Raw genomic sequence first — 13982 nt, 5'->3', positions numbered from 1 at the left:
GAATCAGGCGAAGCCGTCGCCATCGAAGTTGACCTCGTCCTCGTCACGGGCCAGCGTCGGGGTGCTGCCCTTGGGCCGCATCGCTTCCAGCTGTTCCCTCAGCTTGGCCACTTGGTCCAGCCAATAGTTGGGCGTGCCAAACCAGGGGAAGGCGAGAGGGAAGGCCGGGTCGCCCCAGCGGCGAGCCAGCCAGGCGCTGTGGTGGATCATGCGCATTGTTCGCAACGGTTCGATCAGGCGCAGTTCGCGATCATCGAATTCGGCGATCTGCTCGTAGCCATCGAGCACGGCGTTGAGCAGGCTGCGTGCAGCATCGGGCTCGCCGGGCAACAGCATCCACAGGTCCTGCACCACCGGGCCATTGACGGCGTCGTCGAGGTCGACGAAGTGCGGCCCGCGGTCAGGCGTCCAGAGGATGTTGCCGGGATGGCAGTCGCCATGCAGGCGCGTTAACTGCAGGTCGGGCAGGCTGTCAAAGGCGGCCTGGATGGCATCAATGCAGCGGCGTGCGGCCTCGTCCCAGGCGGGTGCGATCTCGGGCGGGATGGCGTCGTTGCCCATCAGCCAATCGCGTGCGGCCTGGGCGGGCGCGGCGCTGGCCCAAGCCAGGCGTTCGGCAAAGGGCTTTTGGCGGCCGACGCCGTGCAGGCGAGCCAGCAGCCGGCCGATCCAGCGCAGCACTTCGGGGTCTTCCAGCTCCGGCCCGCGCCCACCCTGGCGCGGCGTGACGGCCAGGCGCTGGCCCTGATAGTGGAAAAGGGTGGAACCGCCCTCCAGCGTCCACGGCGCCGCGACGGGCACCTCGGCGGCGGCGAGCTCGGTGGCGAAATCGTGTTCTTCCAGGATCTGCGCATCGCTCCAGCGCGCCGGGCGGTAGAACTTGGCGACAGCCGCGCCGCCGTCCTCCAGGTGCAGCATCAGCACGCGGTTCTCGAAGGAGTTGAGCTGCAGCAGCCGGCCGTCGGCACGCAGGCCGGCGGCGTCCAGGGCGTCGAGCATGAACTCCGGCGTCAGGTCGCCGAAACTGAGATCAGGGGTCGTGTCATGCATCCGGCGAGTGTCGCCGGTTGCAATCAACTCCGACGGGGACGCTGGGTGGCGTAGCGCGGCGCATCGACGACGACGCCGACGATGTCGTCCATCATGGCCTCCTCGTCGGCGTCATCGAGCACCGGCAGGTTGCGCGGGTTGTAGCGCGCCGGGTCGAGGTTGCGTGAGGACAGGCGGCGCTGTGGATGCGGCGTGGCGGGCTGGGCCGGCATGCGCGGATGGCGGTCGCGCTCTCGGTCCCCATAGCCGTCATTGCCGCCGCTGAAGACGCCAGCGTCCTGCCACAGCGGCAGAGGCTGGGAGAACTGGCCCCAGTCGCTGCCGAATTCGTCCTCGCTGCTGCCCATGCGGCGGCGCGACGGCGTCGATGTGGCTGCCGGTGCGGGGAGCGGGCCGCGTGAATTGCTGCTCTGGGGCACCAAAAGCTGCAGCTCGGCGACGCTGGGCAGCTGGTCCATCGCGCAGCGCAAATAACGCACGCGGCAGGCGGAGAGCACGGCATGCTTGATCTGCAGGCTGCGCGGCGTAACGCCGCGCTCGCCCTCGAGGTCGATGGCGGCCAGCACGCGACCATTGGGGCTGCAGACCGCGAAGGTCACATGCGAGGCGCCGAGCAGGTCGAACCAGTAGCGCACTTCCTTGGCCTCGGTCGGCTGGCAAAACCGCACCAGCGGCAGCTTGGACAGCACGACGTGGTGGGGCAGGGCCTCGCGCAGCAGCCGGAAGACACGGCGCTCGTCGGTCGTGAATACAGGCCGCGCCGTGAGTGACCACTCCGCCGGCAAGCCTTTATTGGCGTACGCAGGTCGGCGCAGCGCCCAGATCAGGCTGATGGCCAGACCCAGGACGCAAACAGCCAGCGCGGCGATCCAATAGATGGCGTACGGCATACCCTGAAGGGATTTCGGCGGATGACGCCGACCTTGTTTTCTCGCGGCGCAATGGTCGGGCAATGTAGCGCAACGTCCCTAAAAGGAATTACTCGCTAGTCCCGATTCCCCCGGGCCTGAGGGGGAGCATGCCTGGGAAAACGGCCGTTAGCCCGTCATTTATTCCTTGGCGGCGCGGCCGGGAGATTCGAAATGGGCTTTGACCTCGGCAACGCTGTCGACAAATCCACTCAGCACTTGAGCCTGGCGCTTGAACTGGAAATCCAGCTCGCCCAGATGCCGCTCCAGTGCCTGCTCGACCTGGGAGCTGAATGATTCGGGTGGCAGGCGCAGATAGGCCGCGGATTCGCTGCCGTCGCGCTCGACGATGGCGCCAGCCGCTGCCGCAATGCGCAGCATGGGACGGTTTTCGCTCAGTGCGTGGATGAACAGGGTGTCGATACCCCGGTTGCGGGCATGCAAGCCCGCGGCGTCGAAAAGCCGCCGTCCCAGGCCCCGGCCGCGCGACTGCGGCAGCACGGAGACGCCGAACTCGGCCATCGTGCGGCTGGGCTCATCCGGCATCGGTTGCCCATAGGCCAGATGGGCCAGGGCGATCAGGTGCAGGCGGCGGTTGAAGATGCCCAGCACCTCGTCGCGGGCAAAGTCGATGCTGAGGGCGTATTTGCGAATCTGCTCGTCCGAAGCCGGGTACCCGAAGCGCAAGTAACGGTCCTGCGGCTCCAGCGCCAGCAGGTGGTCAATGATGCGATGGCGGTGGCGGCGCGCGAGCGAGCGAATTGGCACCCAGGTGGAAAGGAGCTCCAATGCAGCCCGGGCCTTGGCCAGCGGGCCTGCCGGTTCGGCCGGGGCGGCTGCCGGCGCAATCGGGTCGAGGCCGAAGGCCGACAGCTCATGGCCCTCGCCCGCCGCGGCTTCGGCGAGGGGAGGAGAGTCGGCGGACGGGGGCTTGGGCATGGCGGGCACTGCAAAGGTATGGCAAGGTTAACGCCTCGGTCCTTTTCAAACCATCGGCCGCACTGCTACACTCGTGGGCTTTTCCGTCAAAAGGCTGCGGGAAAGAGCCGTGTTGAGAGGCTGTGCATCAGACACAAGCACCGAGACCGGTCGAAGTTCAGCCATCTATTGCCGGTTTCAGCAGTTTGAAGCCGGCGCAGCGAAAGCACTCTCATGAAGACCTTCAGCGCCAAGCCGGCCGAAGTGACGCACGAGTGGTTTGTGATTGACGCCACCGACAAGGTGCTCGGACGTGTTGCCAGCGAAGTGGCACTCCGTTTGCGCGGCAAGCACAAGGCCATTTACACGCCTCACGTGGATACCGGTGATTTCATCGTCATCGTCAATGCCGAAAAGCTCCGTGTCACGGGCAACAAGGCCACCGACAAGGTGTACTACCGTCACAGCGGCTTCCCCGGCGGCATCTACGCCACGAAGTTCAAGGACATGCAAGCCAAGCACCCCGGCCGCGCGCTGGAAAAGGCCGTCAAGGGCATGCTGCCCAAGGGCCCGCTCGGTTACGCCATGGTCAAGAAGCTGAAGGTCTACGCAGGCCCGACGCACCCGCATACCGCCCAGCAGCCCAAGGCTCTCGAGATCTAAGGAACGGCCATGATCGGAAACTGGAATTACGGTACGGGCCGTCGCAAGTCGTCGGTCGCTCGCGTCTTCATGAAGAAGGGCACGGGCCAGATCATCGTCAATGGCAAGGCCATCGACGCTTACTTTGGTCGTCAGACGTCCATCATGATCGCCAAGCAGCCCCTGCTGCTGACGAACAATGGTGAAGCCTTCGACATCAAGGTGAACGTGCACGGTGGTGGCGAATCGGGTCAAGCCGGCGCCCTGCGCCTGGGCATCACCCGCGCGCTGATCGACTACGACGCAGCCCTGAAGCCCGAACTGAGCCGCGCCGGCTTCGTCACGCGTGACGCGCGTGAAGTCGAGCGTAAGAAGGTCGGTCTGCACGGCGCCCGTCGCAGGAAGCAGTTCAGCAAGCGTTAATTTCTGCGCTTGGACACAAAAGGCCGCTTCGAGCGGCCTTTTGTTTTTGCGCGGACAATCCCGATATTCGTCTCTGGACAGATTCACAGGAGCCTCGCCATGAGCGCCGTGCTTGATACCCCCGTCACTGACATTCCCGTGCCCCTGGTGTTCACCGACAGCGCCGCCGACAAGGTGCGCGACTTGGTGGCCGAGGAAGGCAACCCGGACCTGAAGCTGCGCGTTTTCGTGCAGGGTGGTGGTTGCTCCGGCTTCCAGTACGGCTTCACCTTCGACGAGGCCGTCAACGACGACGACACGCAGATGCAGAAGAATGGCGTCACGCTGCTGATCGACTCGATGAGCCTGCAATACCTGATGGGTGCCGAGATCGACTACAAGGAAGACCTGCAGGGCGCCCAGTTCGTCATCAAGAACCCGAACGCCACGACGACCTGCGGCTGCGGCTCCTCCTTCTCGGTCTGAGCCTTCGCTCAACCCTCGCTGACAAGCCGCCTCCGGGCGGCTTTTTCATTGCCGACCCATGGCACCTCCCTTGCCGTCTCCCGACATGGATCAGGAACGCAAGCAGCGCATGCTGCTGTGGCTGGTGGCCCTCGGCTTCTTCATGCAGACGCTGGACGCCACCATCGTCAACACGGCGCTGCCGGCAATGGCGCGCAGCCTGGGCGAAAGCCCGCTGCGCATGCAGTCCGTCGTCGTCGCCTATTCGCTGACGATGGCCATGCTGATCCCGGCCACGGGCTGGGTGGCGGACCGCTTCGGCACGCGCCGCATCTACGTCGGCGCAATCGTCCTCTTCGTGATCGGCTCGGTGCTGTGCGCGTTGGCGCCCAGCCTGGACGCCCTGGTCGCCGCGCGTGTCGTGCAAGGCGCTGGTGGCGCGCTGCTGCTGCCGGTCGGACGCCTGGTCGTGCTGCGCACCTTCCCGCGCGAGCGCTTCCTGCAGGCGATGAGCTTCGTTGCCATTCCCGGCTTGGTCGGCCCGCTGATCGGCCCAACGCTGGGCGGCTGGCTGGTGCAGGCGGCGTCCTGGCACTGGATCTTTCTGATCAACCTGCCGGTCGGCCTCATCGGCGCCTTGGCCACGTTGCGCTACATGCCAGCACCTGCGCCGGTCGCGGTCGGGCGCTTTGATCTGACGGGCTATCTGCTGCTGGCCTTCGGCATGGCCGCGGTCTCGCTGGCGCTGGACGGCCTGTCGGGCCTGGGCTTGCGCCAGGCTTCGGTACTGATGTTGATGATCTTCGGGCTGGCCAGCCTGACGACCTACTGGCTGCATGCCCTGCGCCGGCCCGACCCGCTGTTTTCGCCCCGGCTGTTTCGCATCGGTGCGCTGCGCATCGGCCTGCTCGGCAATCTGTTCTCGCGCCTGGGCAGCTCCTGCATGCCCTTCCTGATCCCGCTGCTGCTGCAGGTGACCATGGGCTATTCGCCCGCCCAGGCCGGCATGATGATGTTGCCCGTGGCCCTGGCCAGCATGTCGATGAAGCGCGTGACGACACCGCTCATCCGGCGCCACGGCTACCGGCGTGTGCTGGTCGTCAACACCTTGCTGGTCGGGCTGACGATGGCGAGCTTCGGCTTCGCCACGCCTGGGCAGCCGCTGGTGGTGACTGTCGTGCAACTGGCACTCTTTGGCGCCGTCAACTCGATGCAGTTCACCGCGATGAACACGCTGACGCTGAAGGATCTCGAGCCCGACAACGCGAGCAGCGGCAACAGCCTGCTGTCCATGGTGCAGATGCTGGCCATGGGCATGGGTGTGGCCGCGGCGGGCGCGGTGCTGGCGGCCTTCACAGCGCACTTCGGCATGGACGGTGTGCAGACGCTGCAGGCCTTTCGCGCCACCTTTGTCTGCATGGCCCTGATCACGATGGCCTCGGCTGGCATCTTCGGCCAGCTCGAATCGGGCGACAGCCACGTGGCGCTGGCGATCAAGCAGCAGGACCCGCCCGAACCGGGCTGAGCCAGCGCTGTCAGGCGGGGTAGAGCGCCCCCAGCAGGCGCGTGCCTGCCGCGCCTGTGACGGCGGGCAGATTGCCCGGCCGGCGCTCGACAAAGCACCGGGCCAGCCAGGCGAAGGCCGCCGCTTCGACCTGGTCGACCGGCAGGCCGTGCGCGGCGCTGGTCTGCACGACCACGCCGGGCAGCAGCGCCGCCAGGCGGCCCATCAGCACGCCGTTCAAGGCGCCACCGCCGCAGGCGGTCAAAGTACTAGCCTGCGGCATGGTGGTGTGCAGGGCGTCGGCCACGCAACGGGCGCTGAGCTCCAGCAGCGTCGCCTGCACATCTTCCGGCGCGAGACCCGGCGCCAGCTTCGCGTCCAGCCAACGCAGATGAAAAAGATCCCGCCCCGTGCTCTTGGGCGGCGGCAACGCGAACCAGGGTTCGGCCAGCAGCGCTTCAAGCAGTTCGGGCAGCACGCGGCCTGTCGCGGCCCAGGCGCCGTCGGCGTCATAGGCCAGGCTGCGGTGGCGGGCGATCCAGCCATCCATCAGGCAGTTGGCCGGACCGCAGTCGAAGCCGCCGGTGCGGCCGTCGGCATGCAGCAGGCTGAGGTTGCTGATGCCGCCGAGATTGAGCACTGCCACGTCCGCCTGCGCTGCACCGAAGACGGCGCGGTGGAAGGCCGGCACCAGGGGTGCGCCCTGGCCGCCCGCGGCCACATCGCGGCTGCGCAGGTCGCAGATGACGTCAATGCCGGCCTGCTCGGCCAGCAGGGCGCCGTTCAGCAGTTGCGTCGTGTAGCCGTCGAAGCCGTCCGGGCGGTGGCGCACCGTCTGGCCGTGAGCGCCCAGCGCCGCAATCTGCTTGCGTGGAACGCCCGTGGCTTCAAGCAACTGCGAGACGACGTCGGCATAGGCACGGGCTACCGCATTGGCAGCCAAGGCGGCGCGATGCAGCTCGTTACCGCCAGGTGCGTTCAGTGCCAACAACTCGTCGCGCAGCGCGTGGGAGAAGGGGGCATGCACATGGCCGGTGACGGCCAGCGCATCGGCGTCGAAGAGGACGCCATCAATGCCGTCGAGCGAGGTGCCCGACATCAGCCCGATATAGAGCTGACGGAGCTCAGTCGGCGGCTGAGACGCCATCCATGGTCTCGGCCACGGCCAGTTGGGTCTTGACGCTGGCGACGGTCTGCAGGAACTGCGACTTGGCGTAGTTCGGCAGCGTGATCGCCTCGGAGGCGCGAGCGATGGTGCGTGGGTCCATGTGGCGGCCGCCGACGCGGAACTCGAAGTGCAGGTGCGGGCCGGTGGCCCAGCCGGTCGAGCCGACGGCACCGAGCTTCATGCCCTGTTCGATGCGCTGGCCCTTCTTGACGTCAATGCGGCTCAGGTGAGCGTAGACCGTGCTGCGGTCGCCGGCGTGGCGCACCTGCACGACATTGCCAAAGCCGTTCTGCCAGCCGGCCATTTCGACCGTGCCATCGCCCACCGACCGCACGGCCGTGCCGGTCGGCGCACCGTAGTCGACACCGTTGTGCTGGCGCCAGGTCTGCATGATGGGATGGAAGCGCATCGCGAAGCCGCTGGTGATGCGCGAGAACTCCATCGGGCTGGCCAGGAAGGCGCGACGCTTGCTCGTGCCGTCAAAGCCGAAGAAGCTGCTCTTGCCGGTGGCGTTGTCCTTGAAATAGACGGCCGAATAAGTGCGGCCGTTGTTCGTGAACTCGCCGGCCAGCAGGCGGCCGACGCCGCCGTCCCACGGGACCGGCTCGCCGTCGGCGGTCAGCGTCTCGTAGACGATGCTGAAGCGGTCGCCCTTGCGCAGCTCGCGGTGGAAGTCGATGTCGCCCGAGAACATGTCGGCCATCTGCGAAGCGATGGCGTCGGGGATGTTGGCGTCGTCGGTAGCGGCGAACAGCGAGGTGCGGATGGTGCCGCTGCCCAAGGCCACCTGGGCCTGCAGCGGTGCCGTTTCGGTGCGGGCGGTGAAGCGGGCGCCGACGCGCTCGATCGTCAACCGGGTGAAATGACTTGCTTGCTGCTCGACCTTTTCGGCCGGGAAGCGCATGACGATCTTCTGCACCTGGCCGGAGGCGTCGGCTGTCAGGTGGACCATCTTGCCGGCGCGGCCCTGCAGCACGCGCCGGCCCAGCGGGTCGGTGCGCAGGAAGGCCGCGGCGGCCGGGTCGAAGGCGCCGGCACGCTTGAGCAGGCTGTCAGGGGTATCGCTGGAGCGAGTGGCTTCGGCGCGGGTCAGGCCGACGGCGTGCGTGGCCAGCTCCTCGAGCTGACTCTCCACATCGGGCGTGGCCAGCGTCTCGACCAACGTGCGCTTGGGCAGCTCGGCGGCGTCAGGGGCCAGCGGCGCGATGCCGAAGGCGGTCACGGCGAAGCAACTCAGCAGGCCGACGACGGTGGCCGTCAGCGCACGCGGATGCCGGGCGGCAAAGGCCTCGGCATGCTGCAGGCTGGCTTGGACTTGCTTCAGGCGGTTCTTAACAGTCACTCTCGCTGTCACTCTCGGTATTCCCGGGGTTGTCGCTGGGGCAATCCCGGCCGAGCCGGTTCAGCGCTGAGGCCGCTCGTGGGCGGCCCTTAAAATCCCTGGATTGGTTGTGTTGAAACAACACCCCCAAACGAAGGGTGAATTCTAACGGCTTTGTCCTACCTGGCATGCCGGTTAACCCCGATGGATCAATAACTTAACGTTTCGCCCGGTTTGCTGCCGGGCGCCGATGCGCCATGTCCGACGCTCCGCAATTCCCCATCACCGATGCTGTCCTCGAAGCCCTGGCCGTCACGCGCCGCGGCGTGGACGAGCTGCTGCCGGAGGCCGAGTGGACGAAGAAGCTGGCCCGCTCCGCCGCCACGGGCGTGCCGCTGCGTATCAAGCTGGGCCTGGACCCGACGGCGCCCGACATCCACGTCGGTCACACGGTTGTCTTGAACAAGATGCGCCAATTGCAGGACCTGGGTCACCAGGTCATCTTCCTGATCGGCGACTTCACCTCGCTGATTGGCGATCCGTCCGGCCGCAACGCCACTCGCCCGCCGCTGACCAAGGAACAGATCCAGGCCAACGCCGAGACCTATTACGCCCAGGCCAGGCTGGTGCTGGACCCGGCGCGCACCGAGATTCGCTACAACTCCGAGTGGAGCGAGCCGCTGGGCGCGGCCGGCATGATCCAGCTGGCGAGCAAGTACACGGTCGCCCGCATGATGGAGCGCGACGACTTCACCAAGCGCTTCGCGGCCCAGACGCCGATCTCGGTGCACGAGTTCCTCTACCCGCTGATGCAGGGCTACGACTCGGTGGCGCTGAAGAGCGACCTGGAGCTGGGTGGCACCGACCAGAAGTTCAACCTGCTGATGGGCCGCCACCTGCAGCAGGAATACGGCCAGGAGCCGCAGTGCATCCTGACCATGCCGCTGCTGGAGGGCCTGGACGGCGTCGAGAAGATGTCCAAGTCAAAGAATAACTACATCGGCATCACGGAGGCGCCGAACACCATGTTCGCCAAGATCCTGTCGATCAGCGACGTACAGATGTGGAAGTGGTTCGAGCTGCTGTCCTTCAAGTCCCTGGCCGAGATCGCCGCGCTGAAAGCTGAGGTCGAGGGTGGCCGCAACCCGAAGGACGCCAAGGTCATGCTGGCCAAGGAGATCACGGCGCGCTTCCACAGCGCGGCGGCGGCGGACGCGGCCGAAGCCGACTTCAACAATCGCGCCCGCGGTGGCATTCCTGACGAGATTCCTGAAGTTCAGTTGAGCGGCGCGCCCATGGGCATCGCCCAGGTGTTGAAGGGGGCCGGCCTTGTCGCATCGACAGGCGAAGGCCTGCGCATGGTCGAGCAGGGCGGCGTGCGCCGGGCCGGCGAAGTCATCGCCGACAAGGGGCTGAAGCTTGACGCCGGCGAGCATGTGCTGCAGGTGGGCAAGCGCAAGTTCGCGAGGGTCGTGCTGAGCTGAGCGCCCGGCGGGCGGCCGTTCGCCACCGTTCGCTGGCGATTCCCGCCGCGCGCTGTCCATTCGTCGCAAGCCGTTGGCCCCAAGGGCGAGGCATCCGCACAGTCCAGGCATCGCAACACCCACCGGATGCCGCCAATGACTGCTTCTTCCATCCCCTTCTGGCCCTTCGCCGTCCTGGCCGGCCTCGTCATGCTGGGCTACCGCCAGTCGCGTGACCGTGTCGTCCAGCCCGGCATGCTCGCCAAGGTCGCCCTGGCCATGCTGGCCCTGTCGCTGTATGGCGTCACGACGGCCTTCGGCGCACACATGGTTCCCGTGCTGGCCTGGGCGACGGCCTTTGCAGCTGCCGTCCTCATCGGTGGCCCGCTGTTTGCACCGCGCGGCCTGGCCAAGGAAGGCGCCGCCGTGCGCATGCCCGGCAGCTGGGTGCCGCTGGGCCTGATGCTCGGCATCTTCATGACCAAGTTCGGCCTGGGCTTCGCCACCGGCATGGGCGCCCATGTGCTGCAGGAGCTCTGGTTCATCGCCGCGGTGAGCGCGATCCTGGGCCTGTTAAGCGGTGCCTTCGCGGCCCGGGCCACGGCGGTGCATCGCTTCGTCCGCACCGCTTGATCTCTCAAACCCATGAAAAAGGGAGGCCGTAGCCTCCCTTTGCTTTCACGGCTTGACCGGCCGCAGATACGGTCCCGACTTCACCACCTGGACCGGCTGCTCGGCAATCCGGCGCTTCAGCTCGGCCAGCGCCGCATCCAGCTGCGCGTCCTGGCCCATGGCCGTTGCGCGCGGCGGGTTGTCGACCTCGATGTCCGGCGTCACGCCGATGCCCTCGATCAGGAAGCGGCCCTCGGCGTCGATCTGCCCCGTCTCGGCGGCCCGCATGATGCCGTTGTCGATCAGGCGGTTCTGGTCCGACAGCCACACGCCCGCCCCCGAGCTGCGCTTGCCAATGACGGGGCCCAGCTTGAGGCGCTTGAAGCCCTCGGCGAAGGTCTCGCCGTCGCTGTAGGTGTCTTCGTTCATCAACACCACCGTGTGGCCGCGGTAGACGTTCTGCATATTGGCGTAGACCGGCGCGCCGCCTGGCGAGCGCGGTTGCCAGAAGGCCCAGGCGCGGCGCAGCAGCTTTTCCAGGATCCAGCTGTCGATGTTGCCGCCATTGTTGTAGCGCACGTCGATGATGAGGCCGTCGCGGTCGCTGGCAGCGTAGAACTCGCGCACGAAATCGGCGATGTCGGCCGCGCCCATTGCGCGCAGATGCACGTAGCCGATGCGGCCCTGGGCCGACTGCTCCACGGCGCGGGCGCGGGTGACGCGCCAGTCGTTGTAGCGCAGCTGGTTTTCGCGCGTCTGCGCCACCGGCGTGACGATGCGCTGCACCGTCTTGCCGCTGGCCTGTTTCACCTCCAGCAGCACCTGGCGGCCGGCCTGGCCGCGCAGCAGCTCCAGGATGTGCGGCGCGCTGGCGCTGGGGCGGCCATTGACGGTCGTGATGACGTCACCCACTTGCAGGTTGAGACCGGTCGCGGCCAGCGGCGGTGCCTCGGATGGCAACTCCTGCTCATGCGCATAGATCGCATCGATGCGCCAGCCGTCCGGCGCGCGCGAGAAGCGCCCACCGAGGCCCGCGAGGCCCGGCTCGTCGGGCGCGAGCCGCGTGTCGCCGGCGCCGATCTGGCTGTGCAGGGCGCCCAGTTCGCTGACCATCTGCGCCATCAGCTCGGCGAGCTCGAAGCGGTCGGTCACACGGTCCACCAGTGGCTCGTACTTGGCGCGCACGGCCACCCAGTCGACGCCGTGCATGGCCTTGTCGTAGAAGTGGTCGCGGTGCAGGCGCCAGGCGTCGGCAAACATCTGCTTCCACTCGGCGCGCGGTTGCGTGGCGATCTGCCAGTCGGTCCAGCGCACTTGCAACTTGGCGAGTTCAGTCGGCAGCTTGGGCGCCGCGTCGACGACGAGGATTTCCGGCGCCGCACCCGCGGGCTGGTTGCGCACCAGCATCAGCTTCTTGCCGTCGGCGCTGATGTCGTAGTTGCGCACGTCGCTGGCCAGGATCTCGGCCGGGCCGCCCTGGTTGTCGATGCCAACCGACTTGAGCTGGCTTTTTCCGTCCAGATCACGATCCAGGAACCACAGGCGCTTGCCATCCGCGCGCAGCGCGCGGTAGCTGCCGGCGGTCACGGGCAGCTCGTGGAGGCGCTCGGCCAGGCCTTCGAAAACGATGGCGGGCTTGCCCTTCTTCTCGGCGGCTGGCTTCTTGTCGTCCTTTGGATCAGGCTTGCGCTCGGTCGGCTCCTTGTCGGTGGCCTTCTTGTCCTCGGCGCGCTGCTCGTCGGCCTTCTTCTCGGTGACCGACTCCAGCTCGTCCTGGGCCGCGAACGGCGAGCGCAGGCCCGGCTGCAGGGCCAGCGCGTAGAGCTTGGCGCGAAAGCCGAAGAACGGCCCGGTGTTGCGGTCGCCCCATGGGCTGCCATTGCCCGTCGTCGCGAAGTTGCGGTTGGACGCGAAGTACAGCCATTGCCCGTCCGGGCTGAAGGTGGCGCTGTCGCTGTCGTAGCGGTCGCTGGTCAGCGTGTGGGTGCGGCCATCGGCCGTGCTGTAGAGCTGCAGCTGGCTGCGGTCGGCATGGCGCAGCGACAGCGTCCAGGCCAGGGCCTGGCCATCGGGACTCCAGCCCTGCAGCTGCGGCGCGTCACCAAGGGCGCTGCGAGCGATCTCGCGTGTTGTCTTGGCCTTCAGGTCGGTCAGCCAGATGCCGCCTTCCTTGTCGGTATGCGCCAGCCAGCGGCCGTCGGGCGAAGGGAGCAGGTCGCGGCGCTGCGTCGTTGCGCCGCTGGTGATGCGTTCGGGTTGACCCGTGCCATTGGCCGCGAAGCGCCAGATCTCGGTCTCGCCGCTGAAGTCGCAGACGGCAAAGACGCTCTTGCTGTCGCTGCTGAATTCACCCTTCTTGCAGCTGCCGTCGGCCGGCTGCGGCAGCTCAGCGCGGCGTAGCTGCTGCACGCCCTGCGTCGCGAGGTGACCGCGCGCGGCCAGCAGCACGCGCTCGCCATTGGGAGCGAAGGACGTGTCGGTCAGGAAGTCCTGCGGCTTCTTGATCCAGCGCTCGCGCTGCTGGTCGAAGTCGCCGCCCAGGCTGATGTCGAGCTTCTTCGCGCCCGCGCTCTGCGCGAGGTCGACGAGGTAGAGGTCCGCGCCCACCGCATAGACGACACGGCTGCCGTCGATGGATGCGTGGCGGATGTCCCAGCCCTTGTGCGTGGTGTGCTGGCGCATGTCACCGCCTTGGGCATTGACCGACCAGATGTTGACCGTGCCTTCGCGGTCCGACAGGAAGGCGACGCGCTCCGCGCCACCGTTGCGGTAGGGCAGGGGACGGCGATCGTTGTTGCCCTCGGCGATCAGCGGTTTTGCTTCGGCCTTGTCCGTCAAGTCCAGCGACCACAGCCGCGCGATGGCGCCGCCGCGGTACTGTCGGGCGTTGTCGCTGCGCAGGCCGCTCCGCGTGAAATAGAGCGTCTTGCCATCGGCGCTCAGCGCAGCGTCGCTGGCCTGGCCGACGGGCAGTTGGCGGCGCTGGCCAGTCTTCACGTCGATGGCGAAAAGCTGACTGCCGGGACGGGCGTCCAAGCCGGTGTAGAGGACTTCGCCGGCGGCCGTGAAGCCCCAGACGCGCATGCCGCCGCCTTCCCAGGTCAGGCGCTTCGGCGGGCCGCCGGCCACCGGCATCAGGTAGATCTCGGTGCCGCCGTCGTACTGCGCCGTGAAGGCCAGCCATTGCCCATCGGGCGACACGGCGGGCTGGGTCTCCTGGCCGCTGTGCGTGGTCAGCCGCTGGGCTTCGCCGCCCTGCGTGCCGACGCGCCAGAGGTCGCCCTCGGCGACGAGATAGACGGCATCGCCCCTCAGTGTGGGCTGGCGATAGAAGCCGCTGGTGCCGGCCCAGGCGCTCGTGGCGCACAGGACCGCAGCGAGCGCGGCGAGACGGAAGCGGGGCATGGGGCTCTCCTGATGAGGGTCGCCATTGTGTTGTTAGGGGAATGGAGGGCGATTCGTCACATCGGGTGAATCCGTAGAGCGCTGGAGCGCGTAACAGCGCTCAGATGCCAAGACGGCATTGCCA

The 13982-nt window shown here is 67.2% G+C and carries 12 protein-coding genes; 6 read left to right on the top strand and 6 right to left on the bottom strand.

What is annotated here, in order from left to right:
• Positions 1 to 3 precede the first annotated feature (3 nt).
• The 3 genes from ACXJKM_RS02835 to ACXJKM_RS02825 all read right to left on the bottom strand — a co-directional run bounded on the left by ACXJKM_RS02835 (position 4) and on the right by ACXJKM_RS02825 (position 2897).
• Positions 4 to 1050, bottom strand: a complete 1047-nt coding sequence (locus ACXJKM_RS02835; protein WP_457350091.1) for a serine/threonine protein kinase — start codon at positions 1048 to 1050, stop codon at positions 4 to 6.
• A gap of 23 nt (positions 1051 to 1073) precedes the next feature.
• The gene (locus ACXJKM_RS02830) at positions 1074 to 1940 is read right to left on the bottom strand and encodes a DUF2726 domain-containing protein (RefSeq protein ID WP_457350089.1); all 867 of its coding nucleotides are present in this window, start codon (positions 1938 to 1940) and stop codon (positions 1074 to 1076) included.
• Between the two features lie 159 nt (positions 1941 to 2099).
• The gene (locus ACXJKM_RS02825; RefSeq protein ID WP_457350087.1) at positions 2100 to 2897 is read right to left on the bottom strand and encodes an N-acetyltransferase family protein; all 798 of its coding nucleotides are present in this window, start codon (positions 2895 to 2897) and stop codon (positions 2100 to 2102) included.
• Positions 2898 to 3110: 213 nt separating this feature from the next.
• Between ACXJKM_RS02825 and rplM the strand changes: the two genes are divergently transcribed.
• From rplM to mdtD, 4 genes are all read left to right on the top strand, one after another.
• Positions 3111 to 3539: a 50S ribosomal protein L13 gene (gene rplM, locus ACXJKM_RS02820; protein WP_056203159.1), complete on the top strand. Its 429-nt coding sequence runs from the start codon at positions 3111 to 3113 to the stop codon at positions 3537 to 3539.
• 9 nt (positions 3540 to 3548) lie between these two features.
• Positions 3549 to 3941 carry a 30S ribosomal protein S9 gene (gene rpsI / locus ACXJKM_RS02815; RefSeq protein ID WP_056203161.1) on the top strand — a complete coding sequence of 131 codons (393 nt, stop codon included), beginning with the start codon at positions 3549 to 3551 and terminating at the stop codon, positions 3939 to 3941.
• 99 nt (positions 3942 to 4040) lie between these two features.
• Positions 4041 to 4406: an iron-sulfur cluster insertion protein ErpA gene (erpA, locus tag ACXJKM_RS02810; RefSeq protein WP_056203164.1), complete on the top strand. Its 366-nt coding sequence runs from the start codon at positions 4041 to 4043 to the stop codon at positions 4404 to 4406.
• 58 nt (positions 4407 to 4464) lie between these two features.
• On the top strand, positions 4465 to 5910 hold the full coding sequence (gene mdtD, locus ACXJKM_RS02805) for a multidrug transporter subunit MdtD (protein WP_056203167.1): 1446 nt from the start codon (positions 4465 to 4467) through the stop codon (positions 5908 to 5910).
• A 10-nt stretch (positions 5911 to 5920) separates the two neighbouring features.
• Here mdtD and ACXJKM_RS02800 read toward each other — a convergent pair whose 3' ends face one another.
• The gene (locus tag ACXJKM_RS02800; protein WP_457350085.1) at positions 5921 to 7036 is read right to left on the bottom strand and encodes an anhydro-N-acetylmuramic acid kinase; all 1116 of its coding nucleotides are present in this window, start codon (positions 7034 to 7036) and stop codon (positions 5921 to 5923) included.
• A complete protein-coding gene (locus ACXJKM_RS02795; RefSeq protein ID WP_457350083.1) occupies positions 7014 to 8399 on the bottom strand; it encodes a peptidoglycan DD-metalloendopeptidase family protein in 1386 nt (461 codons plus the stop codon). The genes ACXJKM_RS02800 and ACXJKM_RS02795 overlap by 23 nt, the downstream gene beginning before the upstream one ends.
• A 236-nt stretch (positions 8400 to 8635) precedes the next feature.
• Between ACXJKM_RS02795 and tyrS the strand changes: the two genes are divergently transcribed.
• On the top strand, positions 8636 to 9862 hold the full coding sequence (gene tyrS, locus ACXJKM_RS02790) for a tyrosine--tRNA ligase (RefSeq protein WP_056203175.1): 1227 nt from the start codon (positions 8636 to 8638) through the stop codon (positions 9860 to 9862).
• Between the two features lie 135 nt (positions 9863 to 9997).
• A complete protein-coding gene (locus ACXJKM_RS02785; protein ID WP_457350082.1) occupies positions 9998 to 10474 on the top strand; it encodes a DUF6622 family protein in 477 nt (158 codons plus the stop codon).
• A 45-nt stretch (positions 10475 to 10519) separates the two neighbouring features.
• On the opposite strand, the gene ACXJKM_RS02780 is transcribed toward ACXJKM_RS02785, so the two are convergent.
• Positions 10520 to 13858: a S41 family peptidase gene (locus ACXJKM_RS02780; RefSeq protein WP_457350080.1), complete on the bottom strand. Its 3339-nt coding sequence runs from the start codon at positions 13856 to 13858 to the stop codon at positions 10520 to 10522.
• Between the last annotated feature and the right edge of the window lie 124 nt (positions 13859 to 13982).

The sequence above is a fragment of the Roseateles sp. P5_D6 genome (genome assembly GCF_054049415.1).
The sequence above is the reverse complement of the archived record's forward strand: the minus strand, read 5'-3'. Positions and strand labels throughout refer to the sequence as shown.

What these genes read in the sequence shown, in the direction of transcription:
- ACXJKM_RS02835 (WP_457350091.1), bottom strand. Translation starts at nt 1,050, where the DNA reads ATGCATGACACGACCCCTGATCTCAGTTTCGGCGACCTGACGCCGGAG.
- ACXJKM_RS02830 (WP_457350089.1), bottom strand. Translation starts at nt 1,940, where the DNA reads ATGCCGTACGCCATCTATTGGATCGCCGCGCTGGCTGTTTGCGTCCTG.
- ACXJKM_RS02825 (WP_457350087.1), bottom strand. Translation starts at nt 2,897, where the DNA reads ATGCCCAAGCCCCCGTCCGCCGACTCTCCTCCCCTCGCCGAAGCCGCG.
- rplM (WP_056203159.1), top strand. Translation starts at nt 3,111, where the DNA reads ATGAAGACCTTCAGCGCCAAGCCGGCCGAAGTGACGCACGAGTGGTTT.
- rpsI (WP_056203161.1), top strand. Translation starts at nt 3,549, where the DNA reads ATGATCGGAAACTGGAATTACGGTACGGGCCGTCGCAAGTCGTCGGTC.
- erpA (WP_056203164.1), top strand. Translation starts at nt 4,041, where the DNA reads ATGAGCGCCGTGCTTGATACCCCCGTCACTGACATTCCCGTGCCCCTG.
- mdtD (WP_056203167.1), top strand. Translation starts at nt 4,465, where the DNA reads ATGGCACCTCCCTTGCCGTCTCCCGACATGGATCAGGAACGCAAGCAG.
- ACXJKM_RS02800 (WP_457350085.1), bottom strand. Translation starts at nt 7,036, where the DNA reads ATGGCGTCTCAGCCGCCGACTGAGCTCCGTCAGCTCTATATCGGGCTG.
- tyrS (WP_056203175.1), top strand. Translation starts at nt 8,636, where the DNA reads ATGTCCGACGCTCCGCAATTCCCCATCACCGATGCTGTCCTCGAAGCC.
- ACXJKM_RS02785 (WP_457350082.1), top strand. Translation starts at nt 9,998, where the DNA reads ATGACTGCTTCTTCCATCCCCTTCTGGCCCTTCGCCGTCCTGGCCGGC.
- ACXJKM_RS02780 (WP_457350080.1), bottom strand. Translation starts at nt 13,858, where the DNA reads ATGCCCCGCTTCCGTCTCGCCGCGCTCGCTGCGGTCCTGTGCGCCACG.